This window comes from Pseudomonas sp. 8_5_2 (genome assembly GCF_059295255.1).
Genome location: NZ_CM181238.1, coordinates 1,251,162 through 1,266,152, shown reverse-complemented (window position 1 = coordinate 1,266,152; position 14,991 = coordinate 1,251,162). Strand labels below are relative to the sequence as shown.

General features: G+C 60.5%; 16 protein-coding genes. 6 read left to right on the top strand and 10 right to left on the bottom strand.

Going from position 1 to position 14,991, the window contains the following annotated elements:
• The first annotated feature begins 54 nt into the window (after positions 1–54).
• From AC5O5R_RS05710 to AC5O5R_RS05695, 4 genes are read left to right on the top strand one after another with little or no spacing between them, the layout of a single operon-like run.
• Positions 55–240 (top strand): hypothetical protein, encoded by a 186-nt coding sequence (locus tag AC5O5R_RS05710; protein WP_494515051.1) that lies wholly within the window; start codon positions 55–57, stop codon positions 238–240.
• Positions 237–812, top strand: coding sequence for a hypothetical protein (locus tag AC5O5R_RS05705; RefSeq protein ID WP_494515050.1), 576 nt, complete (start codon positions 237–239; stop codon positions 810–812). Before AC5O5R_RS05710 ends, AC5O5R_RS05705 begins: the two co-directional genes overlap by 4 nt.
• Complete coding sequence (xisR, locus tag AC5O5R_RS05700) at positions 809–1,003, top strand: excisionase family protein (protein ID WP_060495023.1); 195 nt, start codon at positions 809–811, stop codon at positions 1,001–1,003. The genes AC5O5R_RS05705 and xisR overlap by 4 nt, the downstream gene beginning before the upstream one ends.
• Positions 973–2,241, top strand: a complete 1,269-nt coding sequence (locus tag AC5O5R_RS05695) for a site-specific integrase (RefSeq protein WP_494515049.1) — start codon at positions 973–975, stop codon at positions 2,239–2,241. The genes xisR and AC5O5R_RS05695 overlap by 31 nt, the downstream gene beginning before the upstream one ends.
• On the opposite strand, the gene AC5O5R_RS05690 is transcribed toward AC5O5R_RS05695, so the two are convergent.
• Together AC5O5R_RS05690 and AC5O5R_RS05685 are read right to left on the bottom strand one after the other, a co-directional pair.
• Positions 2,213–2,827 (bottom strand): hypothetical protein, encoded by a 615-nt coding sequence (locus AC5O5R_RS05690; protein WP_494515048.1) that lies wholly within the window; start codon positions 2,825–2,827, stop codon positions 2,213–2,215. The two genes, AC5O5R_RS05695 and AC5O5R_RS05690, sit on opposite strands and share 29 nt — an antisense overlap.
• Positions 2,775–3,773 carry a hypothetical protein gene (locus tag AC5O5R_RS05685; RefSeq protein WP_494515047.1) on the bottom strand — a complete coding sequence of 333 codons (999 nt, stop codon included), beginning with the start codon at positions 3,771–3,773 and terminating at the stop codon, positions 2,775–2,777. Before AC5O5R_RS05685 ends, AC5O5R_RS05690 begins: the two co-directional genes overlap by 53 nt.
• Before the next feature lie 271 nt (positions 3,774–4,044).
• Between AC5O5R_RS05685 and mutS the strand changes: the two genes are divergently transcribed.
• Both mutS and fdxA read left to right on the top strand, forming a co-directional pair.
• On the top strand, positions 4,045–6,618 hold the full coding sequence (gene mutS, locus AC5O5R_RS05680) for a DNA mismatch repair protein MutS (protein WP_494515459.1): 2,574 nt from the start codon (positions 4,045–4,047) through the stop codon (positions 6,616–6,618).
• Positions 6,619–6,758: 140 nt separating this feature from the next.
• Positions 6,759–7,082, top strand: coding sequence for a ferredoxin FdxA (gene fdxA, locus AC5O5R_RS05675; RefSeq protein ID WP_172219572.1), 324 nt, complete (start codon positions 6,759–6,761; stop codon positions 7,080–7,082).
• Between the two features lie 600 nt (positions 7,083–7,682).
• Here the strand turns inward: fdxA and rpoS are convergent.
• The 8 genes from rpoS to AC5O5R_RS05635 form a co-directional block, all read right to left on the bottom strand.
• Complete coding sequence (gene rpoS / locus AC5O5R_RS05670) at positions 7,683–8,690, bottom strand: RNA polymerase sigma factor RpoS (RefSeq protein ID WP_003252351.1); 1,008 nt, start codon at positions 8,688–8,690, stop codon at positions 7,683–7,685.
• 109 nt (positions 8,691–8,799) lie between these two features.
• Positions 8,800–9,657, bottom strand: a complete 858-nt coding sequence (locus tag AC5O5R_RS05665; protein ID WP_172219570.1) for a peptidoglycan DD-metalloendopeptidase family protein — start codon at positions 9,655–9,657, stop codon at positions 8,800–8,802.
• A gap of 217 nt (positions 9,658–9,874) precedes the next feature.
• On the bottom strand, positions 9,875–10,513 hold the full coding sequence (locus AC5O5R_RS05660; RefSeq protein ID WP_172219585.1) for a protein-L-isoaspartate(D-aspartate) O-methyltransferase: 639 nt from the start codon (positions 10,511–10,513) through the stop codon (positions 9,875–9,877).
• 35 nt (positions 10,514–10,548) lie between these two features.
• Complete coding sequence (gene surE, locus AC5O5R_RS05655) at positions 10,549–11,298, bottom strand: 5'/3'-nucleotidase SurE (RefSeq protein ID WP_172219568.1); 750 nt, start codon at positions 11,296–11,298, stop codon at positions 10,549–10,551.
• Complete coding sequence (gene truD, locus AC5O5R_RS05650) at positions 11,286–12,344, bottom strand: tRNA pseudouridine(13) synthase TruD (protein ID WP_172285379.1); 1,059 nt, start codon at positions 12,342–12,344, stop codon at positions 11,286–11,288. Before truD ends, surE begins: the two co-directional genes overlap by 13 nt.
• Positions 12,341–12,814, bottom strand: a complete 474-nt coding sequence (ispF, locus tag AC5O5R_RS05645) for a 2-C-methyl-D-erythritol 2,4-cyclodiphosphate synthase (RefSeq protein ID WP_172219564.1) — start codon at positions 12,812–12,814, stop codon at positions 12,341–12,343. The genes truD and ispF overlap by 4 nt, the downstream gene beginning before the upstream one ends.
• A 176-nt stretch (positions 12,815–12,990) precedes the next feature.
• A complete protein-coding gene (gene fghA, locus AC5O5R_RS05640) occupies positions 12,991–13,845 on the bottom strand; it encodes an S-formylglutathione hydrolase (protein WP_494515046.1) in 855 nt (284 codons plus the stop codon).
• A gap of 8 nt (positions 13,846–13,853) precedes the next feature.
• Positions 13,854–14,966: an S-(hydroxymethyl)glutathione dehydrogenase/class III alcohol dehydrogenase gene (locus tag AC5O5R_RS05635; RefSeq protein ID WP_016712915.1), complete on the bottom strand. Its 1,113-nt coding sequence runs from the start codon at positions 14,964–14,966 to the stop codon at positions 13,854–13,856.
• Positions 14,967–14,991: the final 25 nt, after the last annotated feature.

Sequence of the window (14,991 nt, the reverse complement as noted above, 5' to 3'; positions counted from 1 at the left end):
TGAGCAGTTGGCCTTGAGCCCCAACGCTCGCCGTGTCCACGAGAGGTATTCGCTGTGATCGACACATCGACCTATACCCCGACCACCCGCACCCGCAAAGGCATGCAACCCATGCTTCGCCCCGCCATGTCGTTCATTTGCGACATCTGTGGCAAGGCTCGCGTAAAGGGCAATCACGACCAGTGCTCCAAGACCCGCCAGGCAGCTGGTTTCAACATCATGCGAAGGGCTACGGCATGACAATCGACATCATCAGACTGAGGGCGCTCGCCACTGCTGCTGCCGCGAACCAATACGACTCCGTAGCCCTGAATGACTACGGTACGGCACTACCGCCCGCGACAGTGTTGGGCTTGATCGCAGAGATTGAGCGCCACCGCCTGATAAACGCGGAGGGCTGCAAGCCCGAGAGCAGCATCCTGCTATCCGGTATGCCCTATGCCGACGCTACGGTGAGACGCGATCTCAACTCCGCGGAGGGCGGTAGGCCCGACATCAACAATGCCCGCACGGCTGCTCTGCGCGTTCTCGAGGAACGGCTGCGCCAGATAGACGGCGAGGGATACACAGCAGAGCGGGATGACCAGTACACCCGAGGCCAGCTGGCCGACGCTGCCGGTGCATATGCGTTTTGGGCTTACACCTGCAACATGGACCATTACGAGGTAACTGCCATCCCGCCATCTTGGCCATGGCAGCCCGAACACTGGAAGCCAACTAATCAAAGACAAATGCTCGTCAGAGCTGGCGCATTGATCCTAGCGGAGATCGCCCGCTTGGATCGCAAGCATGCGCGTGAGGTGACCGCATGAGCACACCTCGCTGGGTACTGATCAACCGAGCCGCCGAGCTTACCGGCTACTCCGAGGATGCCATTCGCCACAAAGTGAAGAATGGAACCTGGGCGCAGGGCCGGATCTGGCGAAAGGCCCCTGACGGCCGCATTACCATTAACATCGCAGAGTATGACAAGTGGGCCGAGAGCGCATCCCAAGTGGCCTAGAGGCCGAGCTGGCTAAGCATACTGGTATCGAGATTCACGGAGGCAATTTGCGGGTCGTTTTCATGTGGCGCCGCATCCGCTGCCGCGAGTCCCTAGGCCTACCGGTAACAAAAGCCAACATCAAACACGCCGCCCTTCTCAGGGCGGCGATTCTTCACGACATCAAAATGGGCACGTTCGAGTATGGGCGACACTTCCCGAACTCAAAGCACGCTGCCAACTACTGCAATGCGAAGGACGAGCGCCTGGTTGTTCTTGCAGAGCGTTACAAGCCACTGAAGGCAGTCGACATCACACCAATGACCGAGGAAAAGTACTCCTACGCTATCGACATTTGCGTTGATCTGGTGGGTGGGGATCGACTGGCCGGTATCCTGCTGCCTGAAGACATCCACATTCTTCGCGCGCGCCTGATCGAAACCCGAGCCCCCTCGACCGCCAACCACTATCTTGCCACCTTTGCTGGCTTCCTTACTTGGTGCGAGAGCAACCACTACTGCATCTCTGGACTCGCTGCTGCATGCACACGCTTTGCCATGAGCGAGAAAGAGCCGGATCCACTGACTCATGAAGAGTTCAACCTGATCGTAACGAGAGGCTGCCTCCACCCTCAAGATGTTGCGGCGACCACACTTGCGGTCTACACGGGCCTACGACCAGGAGAACTTTGCGCGTTGGCCGTGGAGGACATCGACCTGCAGGCCGGAAAAATTGAAGTCACTAGGGCGATCACTGCCGATGGCACGTTCAAGCTTCCTAAGACGGGAAAACCCCGCACCGTGCTGCTGATGGAGCCGGCGATCGAGGCTTGCCGCACACTTATTTCAATCGTGACCAAGCATCCAAAGCAGAATATACGCCTGTATCACAACCGGCATGAATGGAGGGATGAGTCGGTTACCCCACTCCTATCGCCAAGCACACAGGCACGGAAAAAGGTAATCAACGCGTGGTTCGTCTCAACAGCTTGGAACACCAAGTGGGCCGCCATACAGCGGCGCGCGGGGATTCGCCCAAGGCGACCCTATCAAACACGCCACACCTACGCCTGCTGGTGCCTGACAGCCCGCGGCAATCTGGCATTTATTGCCAAGCAGATGGGGCATAAAGATTTCACTACGTTGGTTGAGGTTTATGCCAAGTGGATGGAGGATGAATCATCTAACGAACTAGCGAGGATCTGGAAAGGTATTGTAGATAACAGAAAAATCAGTGGCCACCGAGTTTCGCCAACTTAGCCTTCCGTGCATCGCTGGCAGCACGAATACTAGACTTAACCTCTTCAGCGCTGTCCTCAAGAAGATTATTGAGTGCAAATGAATGAATATCATAAATCTGAAATGGAAGAATAAGCATTCGGTAACAACCCAACAAGAAGAAGCCTGCCGCAAAAAAAACAGAAACATCCCTACTAACAATCAGACTTGTCTTAATTGACAGCATTGTCAACAAAGAAAAAACCACGCACATCAAAAAAGCAAATAGAGTGTTCATTTGCGACATGAGGATATATTTCGTTTTCAGAACATACCTGTGGGCTTGCTCGAGCGTCAACCTCCCCAAAAACTGGCTACGCCCCGAAAACAGCATTGCGGTTATAACAAAACCTATAATAACCCCTGAGAAAGCAATAATTGCATTAAGAAATCCCTCATCGACAAATTTAGTGCCAAATAGGGTCAGCCCACCGCCCACAAGAAATACAAAGGAGTTAAAGCCGAGATAAACAGCATTGCTCCGTGACGCGCGCGCCACGGTAGCAAGCTCTCGGTTAACCGCCTGGGCGTTCCTTAGCTCTTCTGGCAGTAGGGATGAAAATTTCATTGTCAGCAAGCGCTCCAAATTCGTCTAAAATCCTTTTCCCATTAGCTCCAGGCTCGCACAGCTCTTCAAGGTAGACTAGCATCTTCTGAGACAGTTCCGCCCTATTGGGATGCTTGCCCCCGACGTCCTCTACTTCGATTGTCTTCTTAATCTTAAACTTGGCCAAACCCCTAATCGAAGATCCATTGGCTAAGTGAATGATAACACTATCTATCTCATCCTGCTGCTGCGCTTCGTCGTATGCAGCAATAACCTTATCCACCGGCAATGTGTCTTTTGATTTCCACTCTACGGTCATCATTCCGCTGCTTGGCATATAACCTTTCACACCAGACAGCATGCCCAACAATTCACTTTCAGAATTAGGAACGGACTCGCTCAATCCGAGCGTGAATCCAACAGCGCCCTTCCCTCGTTCGATCTCCCCACGCAGAGCTGAAGATACTGCATCAGTGAAATAGAAGCTAAATTTACGACCAAGCTCATGATCTTTAGCCAATCTATTCAAATAACGCTGAATGAATATTATCCCACCAGCCCCACGAGTGCTTTCAATTATGGCAGACCTACCGAACACTAAGACATGAGAAATTTGTATCATTTCCCGTGAATCATCCGTCCCGTCACGTTCATCAATGACAGCGTTTTGTTGATTAGGGTCGGGCGTTAGCGTCTGAGGTAGAGCACCGGGCTCGTAGGACCAGACTTCAAACATTAGAGTTTGATCATCAAGGTCATGGTAGTTGTTAAAGAAAAAGCACTGCTGAGGCATCTTGGTGCCATCAGCTAGCACAACCATCTGCTCCCAAATACGAGATCCTACGGTTGGGCAACGATCGCGCAGCTCCCTCATCAATTGAATAAGGGTGACCTCCTCACCTTGCTGGTGGGCAGAGAACTGGACGGGCTTCAGCTGCAACGTCCGACTGATAGGCTTACGCGCCATGAAAATTCCTTGATAGGTACACGATAACCCCACTGAAAGCTTTGAGCATACGGGGTAACCGTCACCTCTCAGGCCGTCCAGGGCACAAACGCGAGCAGCCAGCCGGGGCTACCCCATGATATTCTCTGCATCCTGCGCAAAGGATGCGGGGCAAACATAGCTATTTGCTAGCATTTTTCCAAGTACCGCACAGCTTACGCTTGGACCCAGACGCCCCATTTTTGCCCCATAATTTCGAGACGGCACCAGTAACCCCTTGATGAACAAAGCAATTTCCGATCTCTCCGCACACACACCGATGATGCAGCAGTACTGGAAGCTGAAGAACCAGCACCCGGACCAGCTGATGTTCTACCGCATGGGCGACTTCTACGAGATCTTCTACGAAGATGCGAAGAAGGCCGCGAAACTGCTGGATATCACCCTGACCGCGCGCGGTCAGTCGGCCGGGCAGTCCATTCCCATGTGCGGAATTCCGTTCCATTCGCTGGAAGGCTACCTGGCCAAGCTGGTCAAGCTCGGCGAATCGGTGGTGATCTGTGAGCAGATAGGCGACCCGGCCACCAGCAAGGGCCCCGTCGAACGCCAGGTGGTGCGCATCATCACCCCAGGCACGGTCAGTGACGAGGCGCTGCTCGACGAGCGCCGCGACAACCTGATTGCCGCGCTGCTGGGCGACGAGCGCCTGTTCGGCCTGGCCGTGCTCGACATCACCAGCGGCAACTTCAGCGTGCAGGAGATCAAGGGCTGGGAAAACCTGCTGGCCGAACTCGAGCGCCTCAACCCCGTCGAACTGTTGATCCCCGACGACTGGCCGCGCGACCTGCCTGCCGAAAAACGCCCGGGCGCCCGCCGCCGTGCACCGTGGGACTTCGACCGCGATTCGGCACGCAAGGCGCTGTGCCAGCAGTTCGCGACCAAGGACCTCAAGGGCTTTGGCTGCGACAAGCTGACCCTGGCCATTGGCGCCGCCGGCTGCCTGCTGACCTACGCCAAGGAAACCCAGCGTACCGCCCTGCCGCACCTGCGCAGCCTGCGCCACGAGCGCCTGGACGACACGGTGATCCTCGACGGCGCCAGCCGCCGCAACCTGGAGCTGGACATCAACCTGGCGGGCGGGCGTGACAACACCCTGCAGTCGGTAATCGACCGCTGCCAGACTGCCATGGCCAGCCGCCTGCTGAGCCGCTGGCTGAACCGCCCGTTGCGCGACCTCAAGGTGCTGCAGGCGCGTCAGGATTCGATCCGCTGCCTGCTCGACAGCTACCGGTTCGAGAAGCTGCAGCCACAGCTGAAGGAAATTGGCGACATCGAGCGGATCCTCGCCCGAATCGGCCTGCGCAATGCCCGTCCTCGCGACCTGGCCCGCCTGCGTGATGCCCTCGGCGCGCTGCCCGAGCTGCAAAACGCCATGACCGAGCTGGAGGCGCCACACCTGGCACGCCTGGCCGCCATCACCGGCACCTATCCGGAGCTGGCCAGCCTGCTGGAGCGGGCTGTGGTCGACAACCCGCCGGCGGTGATCCGCGATGGCGGCGTGCTCAAGGCGGGCTATGACAACGAACTGGACGATCTGCTGGCGATCAGCGAAAACGCCGGCCAGTTCCTGATCGACCTAGAAGCCCGGGAAAAGGCGCGCACCGGTCTTGCCAACCTCAAGGTCGGCTACAACCGCGTGCACGGCTACTTCATCGAACTGCCTACCAAGCAGGCCGAGCAGGCACCGGGCGACTATATCCGGCGCCAGACCCTGAAGGGCGCGGAGCGCTTCATCACCCCCGAGCTGAAAGCGTTCGAGGACAAGGCGCTGTCGGCCAAGAGCCGCGCCCTGGCCCGCGAAAAGATGCTCTACGATGCGCTGCTGGAAACCCTGATCAGCCACCTGGCGCCGCTGCAGGACAGCGCCGCCGCGCTGGCCGAACTGGATGTGCTCAGCAACCTCGCCGAGCGGGCACTGAACCTCGACCTGAACTGCCCATGCTTCGTCGATGAACCGTGCCTGCGCATCGAGCAAGGCCGCCACCCGGTAGTCGAACAGGTACTGACAACGCCGTTCGTGGCCAACGACCTGGGCCTGGACAACAGCACCCGCATGCTGATCATCACCGGCCCGAACATGGGCGGTAAGTCCACCTACATGCGCCAGACCGCCCTGATCGTGCTGCTGGCGCACATCGGCAGCTTCGTCCCGGCGGCCTCCTGCGAGCTGTCACTGGTCGACCGTATCTTCACCCGCATCGGCTCCAGCGACGACCTGGCCGGTGGGCGCTCGACCTTCATGGTCGAGATGAGCGAAACCGCCAACATCCTGCACAATGCCACCGACCGCAGTCTGGTGCTGATGGACGAAGTGGGCCGCGGCACCAGCACCTTCGACGGCCTGTCGCTGGCCTGGGCCGCCGCCGAGCGCCTGGCCCAGCTGCGTGCCTACACGCTGTTCGCCACGCATTATTTCGAGCTCACCGTGCTGCCCGAAAGCGAGCCACTGGTGGCCAACGTGCACCTGAACGCCACCGAGCACAACGAGCGCATCGTGTTCCTGCACCACGTGCTGCCTGGCCCCGCCAGCCAGAGCTACGGCCTGGCCGTGGCGCAACTGGCCGGCGTACCGACGGTGGTCATCCAGCGTGCCCGCGAACACCTGGGGCGCCTGGAAACCACCAGCCTGCCACATGAACAGCCAGCAGCGCAGAAAGCGAAGGACGCGCCACAGGTGCCGCACCAGAGCGATCTGTTCGCCAGCCTGCCCCACCCGGCCATCGACAAGCTGGGCAAGCTGCAACTTGACGACATGACCCCGCGTCAAGCTATCGAAATGCTATATCAACTAAAGAACCTGTTATAACGGCGCCCATTACAAGCTGGTAGAATCCGCCGCGGTTTGCTGGTGCTGCAGGTTATTAGCCTGGCCTGCAGCCACATACCTGTAAACCGCGCGGCCCTGAGAGGAAGGGCCGCCGCCGTCGCCTGAGGAGAGAACTAGAAATGACCTTCGTCGTCACCGACAACTGCATCAAATGCAAATACACCGACTGCGTGGAAGTCTGTCCGGTGGACTGCTTCTACGAAGGCCCGAACTTCCTGGTCATCCACCCGGACGAGTGCATCGACTGCGCTCTGTGCGAGCCGGAGTGCCCAGCGCAAGCCATCTTCTCGGAAGACGAAGTGCCTTCGGGCATGGAGAACTTCATCGAGCTGAACGCCGAACTGGCGGAAGTCTGGCCGAACATCACCGAGCGTAAGGAAGCCCTGCCGGACGCTGCAGAATGGGACGGCAAGACTGGCAAGATTGCAGACCTGGCGCGCTGATAGCACCCGGACACGACAAAGGCCCCTCGGGGCCTTTTTTGTTTTTCTGCGGGCAAAAAAAAGGGGCGGTTTGACCCGCCCACATTTTTTTCCGTAGTCCCTGCTTGTCCTGAACATCGTCCTGATGAAATCGCTTCTTGCGATGTCCCTGGCCTTCATCCTGAAAGCCTGTGCATGTCCCTGTGCACAGTTCGAATACTAGCGGGTTGAGCTGAGCGAGCAAGCGCGAAACCTCACAAGGTATTGCACTGGACACATTTCCTCACGGCCGAATAATCCATGACTTTCAATGGCTTGGAAAAATACAGGCGCTGGAAACGACAATGATTTACTGAGGCATGCATAGATAGCTTACAAAACAAGTAAGAAAAGGCTTACATGCAATGTTACCGGGGTGGCGCAGTACATATTCGACATCTGCTGTGGCTGGCAGATTTTGGGGCTGCTTGGCCGCCCATTCGCAGCACAAGGCTGCTCCCACAAGAGACCGGGAGGGCCTGCATGATCCTGTATCCCTGCAGGAGCAGCCTTGTGCTGCGAAAATGACGCACACAAAAACGCCCCGAGGCTATCGGGGCGTTTTTAATGTTGCAGCCTCAGCTACTGAAACAACGACTCGCTGGACAGGCCGTTCTTCTCAAGGATCTCGCGCAGGCGCTTGAGCCCTTCTACCTGAATCTGCCGCACCCGCTCACGGGTCAGGCCAATCTCCAGGCCAACATCCTCCAGCGTGCTGCTTTCATGCCCACGCAGGCCGAAGCGGCGCACCACCACTTCACGCTGCTTGTCGGTCAACTCGCCTAGCCATTGATCGATGCTCTGCGACAGGTCGTCATCCTGCAGCAGTTCGCACGGGTCGGTCGGGCGATCATCGGTCAGGGTATCGAGCAGGGTCTTGTCCGAGTCAGGGCCGAGCGACACATCTACCGAAGAGACCCGCTCGTTCAGGCCGAGCATGCGCTTGACCTCGGCGACCGGCTTCTCCAGCAAGGTGGCGATTTCTTCTGGCGAAGGTTCGTGATCAAGTTTCTGGGTCAGCTCACGCGCGGCGCGCAGGTAGACGTTCAGCTCCTTGACCACGTGGATTGGCAGGCGAATGGTGCGCGTCTGGTTCATGATCGCCCGCTCGATGGTCTGGCGAATCCACCAGGTCGCATAGGTCGAGAAACGGAAGCCACGTTCCGGGTCGAACTTCTCGACCGCACGGATCAGCCCCAGGTTGCCCTCCTCGATCAGGTCGAGCAGCGACAGGCCACGATTCACGTAACGACGGGCAATTTTTACAACCAGGCGCAGGTTGCTTTCGATCATGCGCTTGCGGCCAGCAGGGTCGCCCTTTTGCGACAAGCGCGCAAAGTGCACTTCCTCTTCTGGCGAAAGCAGAGGCGAGAAACCAATCTCGTTGAGATACAGCTGGGTGGCATCGAGCGCCCGGCTGTAATCGATGTACTTGTGTTGCTTGAGCGAAGAGCCCGACTTGGCCCTCGTCCGAACCGAAGATACAGCAGGTTCGTCTGACACCACATCCGTTTCCAAAACGATTCCCGTCTCCATCAGGAGGACGTCATCGTCGATGTCAAACTCCGGCACTTCTTTACTGAGAGCCATTGTTATAGTCCTTTGCTGAGTTCGAACTCAGACTCGAGCGGCACCTTCATCCCTGGCAGCGCAAGAGTCTGTCCCCTCTACATCACAGGAACAGGCGGGGGTACAAAGGTCAACGACGTGGCAGGAACTGGAGTGGATCGACGGGTTTGCCCTGGCGGCGAATCTCGAAATGCAGCTTCACCCGATCAGTGCCCGTGGACCCCATTTCAGCAATCGACTGCCCTGCCTTGACCTGCTGCCCCTCCCGAACCAACAGCCTGCGGTTGTGACCGTAGGCACTGACGTAGGTATCGCTGTGCTTGATGATGATCAGCTCGCCGTAGCCCCTCAAACCACTCCCGGCGTAGACCACTGCACCATCAGACGCAGCAAAAACAGGCTGTCCCAAATCACCGGCGATATCAATGCCTTTATTCAAACTACCGTTTGAAGCAAATTTTCCAATCAGCACACCGTTGGCCGGCCAGGTCCAGCCGCCTACTGCGCGCTCCGCAGCCGGCACGGTTGCCACCACCGGCGCGCTGGTGGAAGGTGTCGGCGTAGCTGGCTTGCCGGTGTTGGCAGGCGCCGGGGCAGGGCTGCCAACAGGGCGCCGGGTGACCGTGGTGCGGCTTGACGAGGACGGGCTGGACACCACCGTGGTGCTGCTGGTGGAACCGCTGCTGAAACGAATCGGCTGGCCCGGACGAATGGTGTAAGGCGCCGGGATGCCGTTGCGGGCTGCCAGCTCCTTGTAATCCCAGCCATAACGGAAGGCGATCGAGAACAGCGTATCCCCTGGCTTGACGATGTATTGGCCGGAGGTCACCGTCGGGCGCTTGGGCACGGTGTTGTTGCGGTCGACCACCCGCGCGCTGTTGCTGCTGGTGCTCGAGCAACCCGCCAGGAACGTGCCCATGGCCAATGCAATCAGCAGAAGCTTGAAGCCCGACCCGTCCTTGCGCTGCCGAATGACTGTGTGACCCACCCGCGCTCCCCTCATGGTGCCGAAAAACGATATGAAGACAAGAAATGCAATATTGTTGCAATTATAACCAAGCCGGCCGGTATTGGCAGGCGGGTATCAAAGGCATTCGCAATACCCCGGCGCTCGTTGCGCGCTAGCACTCCGCCAGATAGACAGGGTGAAACTGCAAGAATTCGCCGAGCGCGTAAAAATACCGCGTGGCTCGCGCCTGCACTGCTCAGGCCAGCGGGCCATTGAGCAGCGGCACGAAACGCACGGCGCCCAGCACGCGACGGGAAAACCCATGCTCCTCGCGCACGATCAGCATCAGCTGCTGGGTTTCGCCCGCTGGCCCCACCGGGATCACCATGCGGCCACCCGGTGCCAGCTGGTCAAGCAGCGCCTGCGGCACCTCCGGCGCCACGGCGGTGACGATGATGCCGTTGTACGGCGCCAGCGCCGGCCAGCCCTCGCAACCGTCGCCCCAGCGGAACACCACGTTGCGCAGGTTCAGTTCCACCAGGCGCTCCTTGGCCCGGTCCTGCAGCACCTTGATTCGCTCTACCGAGAACACCCGCTCGACCAGCTGGGCCAGGATCGCCGTCTGGTAACCCGAGCCGGTGCCGATTTCCAGCACCTTGTCCAGCGGGCCGGCCTCGAGCAGCAACTCGCTCATATGCGCAACCATGAACGGTTGCGAGATGGTCTGGTTGTGGCCGATTGGCAGCGCGGTGTCTTCATAGGCGCGGTGCGCCAGCGCTTCGTCGACGAACAGATGCCGCGGGGTGCGACGGATCACGTCAAGCACCTTGGTGTTCGCAACGCCTTCTTCGCACAGGCGCTGGATCAACCGCTCCCGGGTACGTTGGGAGGTCATGCCGATACCACGCCGCAGCATATCGTCCTCGCGCATCAGAGCACGCCCTCCAGCCAGCCGTCGAGCTGTTCGAAGGCGTCATTGAAGGTGCGGTCGAGCTGCAGCGGGGTGATCGATACATAGCCTTGCATCACCGCATGGAAGTCGGTGCCCGGGCCGCCGTCCTCGGCATCACCGGCCACAGCGATCCAGTAGCCTTCCTTGCCGCGCGGATTGACCACCTTGGTTGGCGCCGCCGCCCGGGCCCGGTGCCCCAGGCGGGTGAGCTGGATGCCACGGATGTGCTCCAGCGGCAAGTTGGGGATGTTGATGTTGAGTACAGTGCGTGGTGGCAGCTCCAGGCGCGACTGTGCCTCAACCAGGCGGCGGGCGATATACGCGGCAGTAGGGAGATTGTCCGGCTGGCGCGACAGCAGCGAAAACGCCAGCGAAGTACCGCCGAGGAAGCGGCCTTCCAGTGCTGCGGCGACCGTGCCGGAGTACAGCACGTCATCGCCCAGGTTGGCACCGAGGTTGATCCCCGACACGACCATGTCCGGCGTGTACGGCAATAGCCCGTTCAGCCCCAGGTGCACGCAGTCGGTCGGCGTGCCGTTGAGGCTGATGAAGCCGTTGGCCAAGGTCTGCGGGTGCAGTGGCCGGTCGAGCGTCAGCGAACTGCTGGCGCCGCTCTTGTCTTGGTCCGGGGCGATCACCGCGCACTCGGCATAATCCGCCAGCGCAGCGTGCAGCGCGGCGAGGCCTGGTGCGGTAACACCGTCGTCGTTCGAAATCAGAATACGCATGGGCTGTCCGTCTGCCCTGCCGACACCAGATCCACGACTTCGCGCACCACCACGGTGGCGAAGCATCCGGCCGGCAGGACGAATTCCAGTTGCAGGATATCAGGCTCGGGATAATGCCACGTCAGGCCGCCAATAGGGAGCCGCAGAATACGCCGTTCGTGATCCATGCCCGCAAGGGCCAACCAATGGCAAAGTGCCGGCTGACGTGCGCCGACAGCATTTTCAAGCTGCGCGGTGGCGCCGCTGGCCGGCGAAGCGCCCTCGCCCCACATCGGGCCGGTCGGGTGCAGGTCGAGAATCGCCAGGCGCGGGTCGACACATTCCGCCTCGCCCGCGGCAAAGAAGCTGCGGCTGTCGGTGAACGCCAGCAGGTCGCCAACCTGGGCCTGCGCCCAGCTACCCTCGGCCACACGCGCGGCCAACAGCTGGTTGAACAGGTAGCTGCGCCCGGCCGACAGCAGCCGCGAGCGCACGTTGCGCTGTTCGGGCAGGGCCTTGCGTGCAGCCCAGTCGAGGGCGTCGTGGACGTTGCCGCCGCCGTGGCCGAAGCGCTGACTGCCAAAGTAGTTGGGCACGCCGTGCTGCTTGAGCTGTGCCAGGCGTGCATCCACGGCCTGGTGATCAGCGGCAAGCGCAGTCAGGCGCAGGGTGAAGCCGTTGGCCGAATGCGCACCACGCTGCAGCTTACGCTGGTGGCGCACCTGCTTGAGCACACTCAGGCTGGCGTCTTCGGCCCGCGACAGGTCGGGGTCGGCCTTGCCTGGCAGGTGCAGGCTGAACCACTGGCGGGTCAGCGCCTGACGGTCCTTGAGCCCGGCGTAGCTGATACTGCGCGCCGGCACGCCAGCAGCGCGAGCCAGGCGGCGGGCGGCTTCTTCGGTGTTCAGGTCGCGCTTCTCGACCCACAGCCACAGATGTTCGCCTTGGCCGGACAGCGGGATATCCAGCACCTCGTCGACCTGGAAGTCTTCCGCCACAGCCTTGAGCACGGCAGTGCCCAGTGGTTCGCCCGATGCACGCGGGCCCAGCAGTTCGAGTTCAGTCATGCTGGCAGCAGCAGGGCAACCGAATGCACGGCGATCCCCTCCTCGCGGCCGGTGAAGCCAAGCTTCTCGGTAGTGGTGGCCTTGACGTTGACCTGGTCGAGTTCAACCTTGAGGTCTTCGGCGATCAGCTGGCGCATGGTCTCGATATGAGGGGCCATTTTCGGCGCCTGGGCGACGATGGTGGCGTCTACGTTGCCAACCTTCCAGCCCTTGGCCTGGACGATAGCGACCACATGACGCAGCAGCGCGCGGCTGTCGGCGCCCTTGAACTGCGGGTCGGTGTCGGGGAAGTGCTTGCCGATGTCGCCCAGCGCTGCCGCGCCGAGCAAGGCGTCGCTCAGGGCATGCAGCAGTACGTCGCCATCGGAGTGGGCCAGGAGGCCGTATTTGTGCGGGATACGCACCCCGCCCAGGGTAATGAAATCACCGTCGCAGAAGCGGTGCACATCGTAGCCGTGGCCAATACGCATAAAAAAACGCCCTGAATGAGTCAGGGCGTGATTCTACCTGCTTTTGAGGCATAGGGGCTGCTTCGCAGCCCATCGCCGGCAAGCCAGCTCCCCCAGGATCACCACAGCCGATCAGACCTGTGAAATACCTGTGGGTGCTGGCTTGCTGGCGATGAGGCAAACACCTTGGCTATGCCCTACACCCGCCCCAGCGCCACCGCATGATGACGCAGGTGCTCTTCGATGAAGCTGGCAATGAAGTAGTAGCTGTGGTCATAGCCAGGCTGCAGGCGCAGGGTCAGCTCATGGCCGCCTTTGCGTGCCGCCTGCTCAAGCGCTTCGGGCTTGAGCTGCTTCTCGAGGAAGTCGTCACGGTCGCCCTGGTCCACCAGCAACGGCGGGCACTCCCCAGCAGGGGTTTCGGCCAGCAATACGCTGGCATCCCATTCACGCCAGCGCGCGCGGTCTTCACCCAGGTAGCGGCTGAAGGCCTTTTCGCCCCACGGGCAATCCATCGGGTTGCTGATCGGCGAGAACGCGGACACCGAGCGGTACCGCCCCGGGTTGCGCAAGGCGCACACCAGCGCACCATGCCCGCCCATGGAGTGGCCGCTGATGCTGCGCTCGGCCGATGCCGGGAAGTGCGCCTCGATCAGCACCGGCAACTCCTGCACCACGTAGTCGTGCATCCGGTAGTGCTGGGCCCAGGGTTGCTGAGTCGCGTTGAGGTAGAAGCCGGCACCCAGGCCGAAGTCCCAGGCACCGTCCGGGTCACCCGGCACCTGCTCGCCACGCGGGCTGGTGTCCGGGGCAACGATGATCAGCCCCAGCTCGGCGGCCAGGCGCTGGGCGCCGGCCTTCTGCATGAAGTTCTCGTCGGTGCAGGTCAGGCCGCTGAGCCAGTACAGCACCGGCAGCTTCTCACCCTGCTCCGCCTGCGGCGGCAGGTACACGGCAAATACCATGTCGCAGCCCAGCACCTTGGAGTGATGCCGGTAACGCTTGTGCCAGCCGCCGAAGCTCTTCTGGCAGGAGATGTTATCCAGGCTCATGGCTCACCTCAGAAGTGGATCACGCTGCGGATGCTCTTGCCTTCGTGCATCAGGTCAAAGGCCTTGTTGATGTCTTCCAGCCCCATGGTATGGGTGATGAAGGTATCCAGCGGAATCTCGCCCTTCTCGGACATTTCCACGTAGCTTGGCAGCTCGCTGCGGCCGCGCACGCCGCCGAACGCCGAACCGCGCCAGACGCGGCCGGTGACCAGCTGGAACGGACGGGTGGCGATTTCCTGGCCGGCACCGGCTACACCGATGATCACAGATTCGCCCCAGCCCTTGTGGCAGCATTCCAGCGCCGCACGCATCAGCTGGACATTACCGATGCATTCGAAGGAGAAGTCCACGCCGCCGTCGGTGAGGTCGACGATGACTTCCTGGATCGGCCGGTCGTAGTCTTTCGGGTTGATGCAGTCGGTGGCGCCCAGCTGGCGGGCGATCTCGAACTTGGCCGGGTTGATGTCGATGGCGATGATGCGCGAGGCCTTGGCCTTTACCGCACCGATCACTGCCGACAGGCCGATGCCGCCGAGGCCGAAGATGGCCACGGTGTCACCCGGCTTGACTTTGGCGGTATTGAGCACCGCACCGATGCCGGTAGTGACGCCGCAGCCCAGCAGGCACACCTTCTCCAGCGGCGCTTCCTTCTGGATCTTGGCCACCGAGATTTCCGGCAGCACGGTGTACTCGGAGAAGGTCGAGGTACCCATGTAGTGGAACAGCTGCTGGCCCTTATAGGAGAAGCGCGTGGTGCCGTCCGGCATCAGACCCTTGCCCTGGGTGGCACGGATGGCCTGGCACAGGTTGGTCTTGCCCGAGAGGCAGAACTTGCACTTGCCGCATTCCGGTGTGTACAGCGGGATCACATGGTCGCCGACGGCCACCGAGGTCACGCCCTCACCTACCGCTTCGACGATCGCGCCGCCTTCGTGGCCGAGGATCGACGGGAAGATCCCCTCCGGGTCGGCACCGGACAGGGTGTAGGCGTCGGTGTGGCAGACACCACTGGCGACCACGCGCAGCAGCACCTCACCCGCCTTGGGCATGGCCACGTCGACTTCGACGATTTCCAGGGGTTTCTTGGCTTCAAAGGCTACGGCAGCACGGGACTTGATCATCAAAGGTCTCCAGACAGAGTGGCGA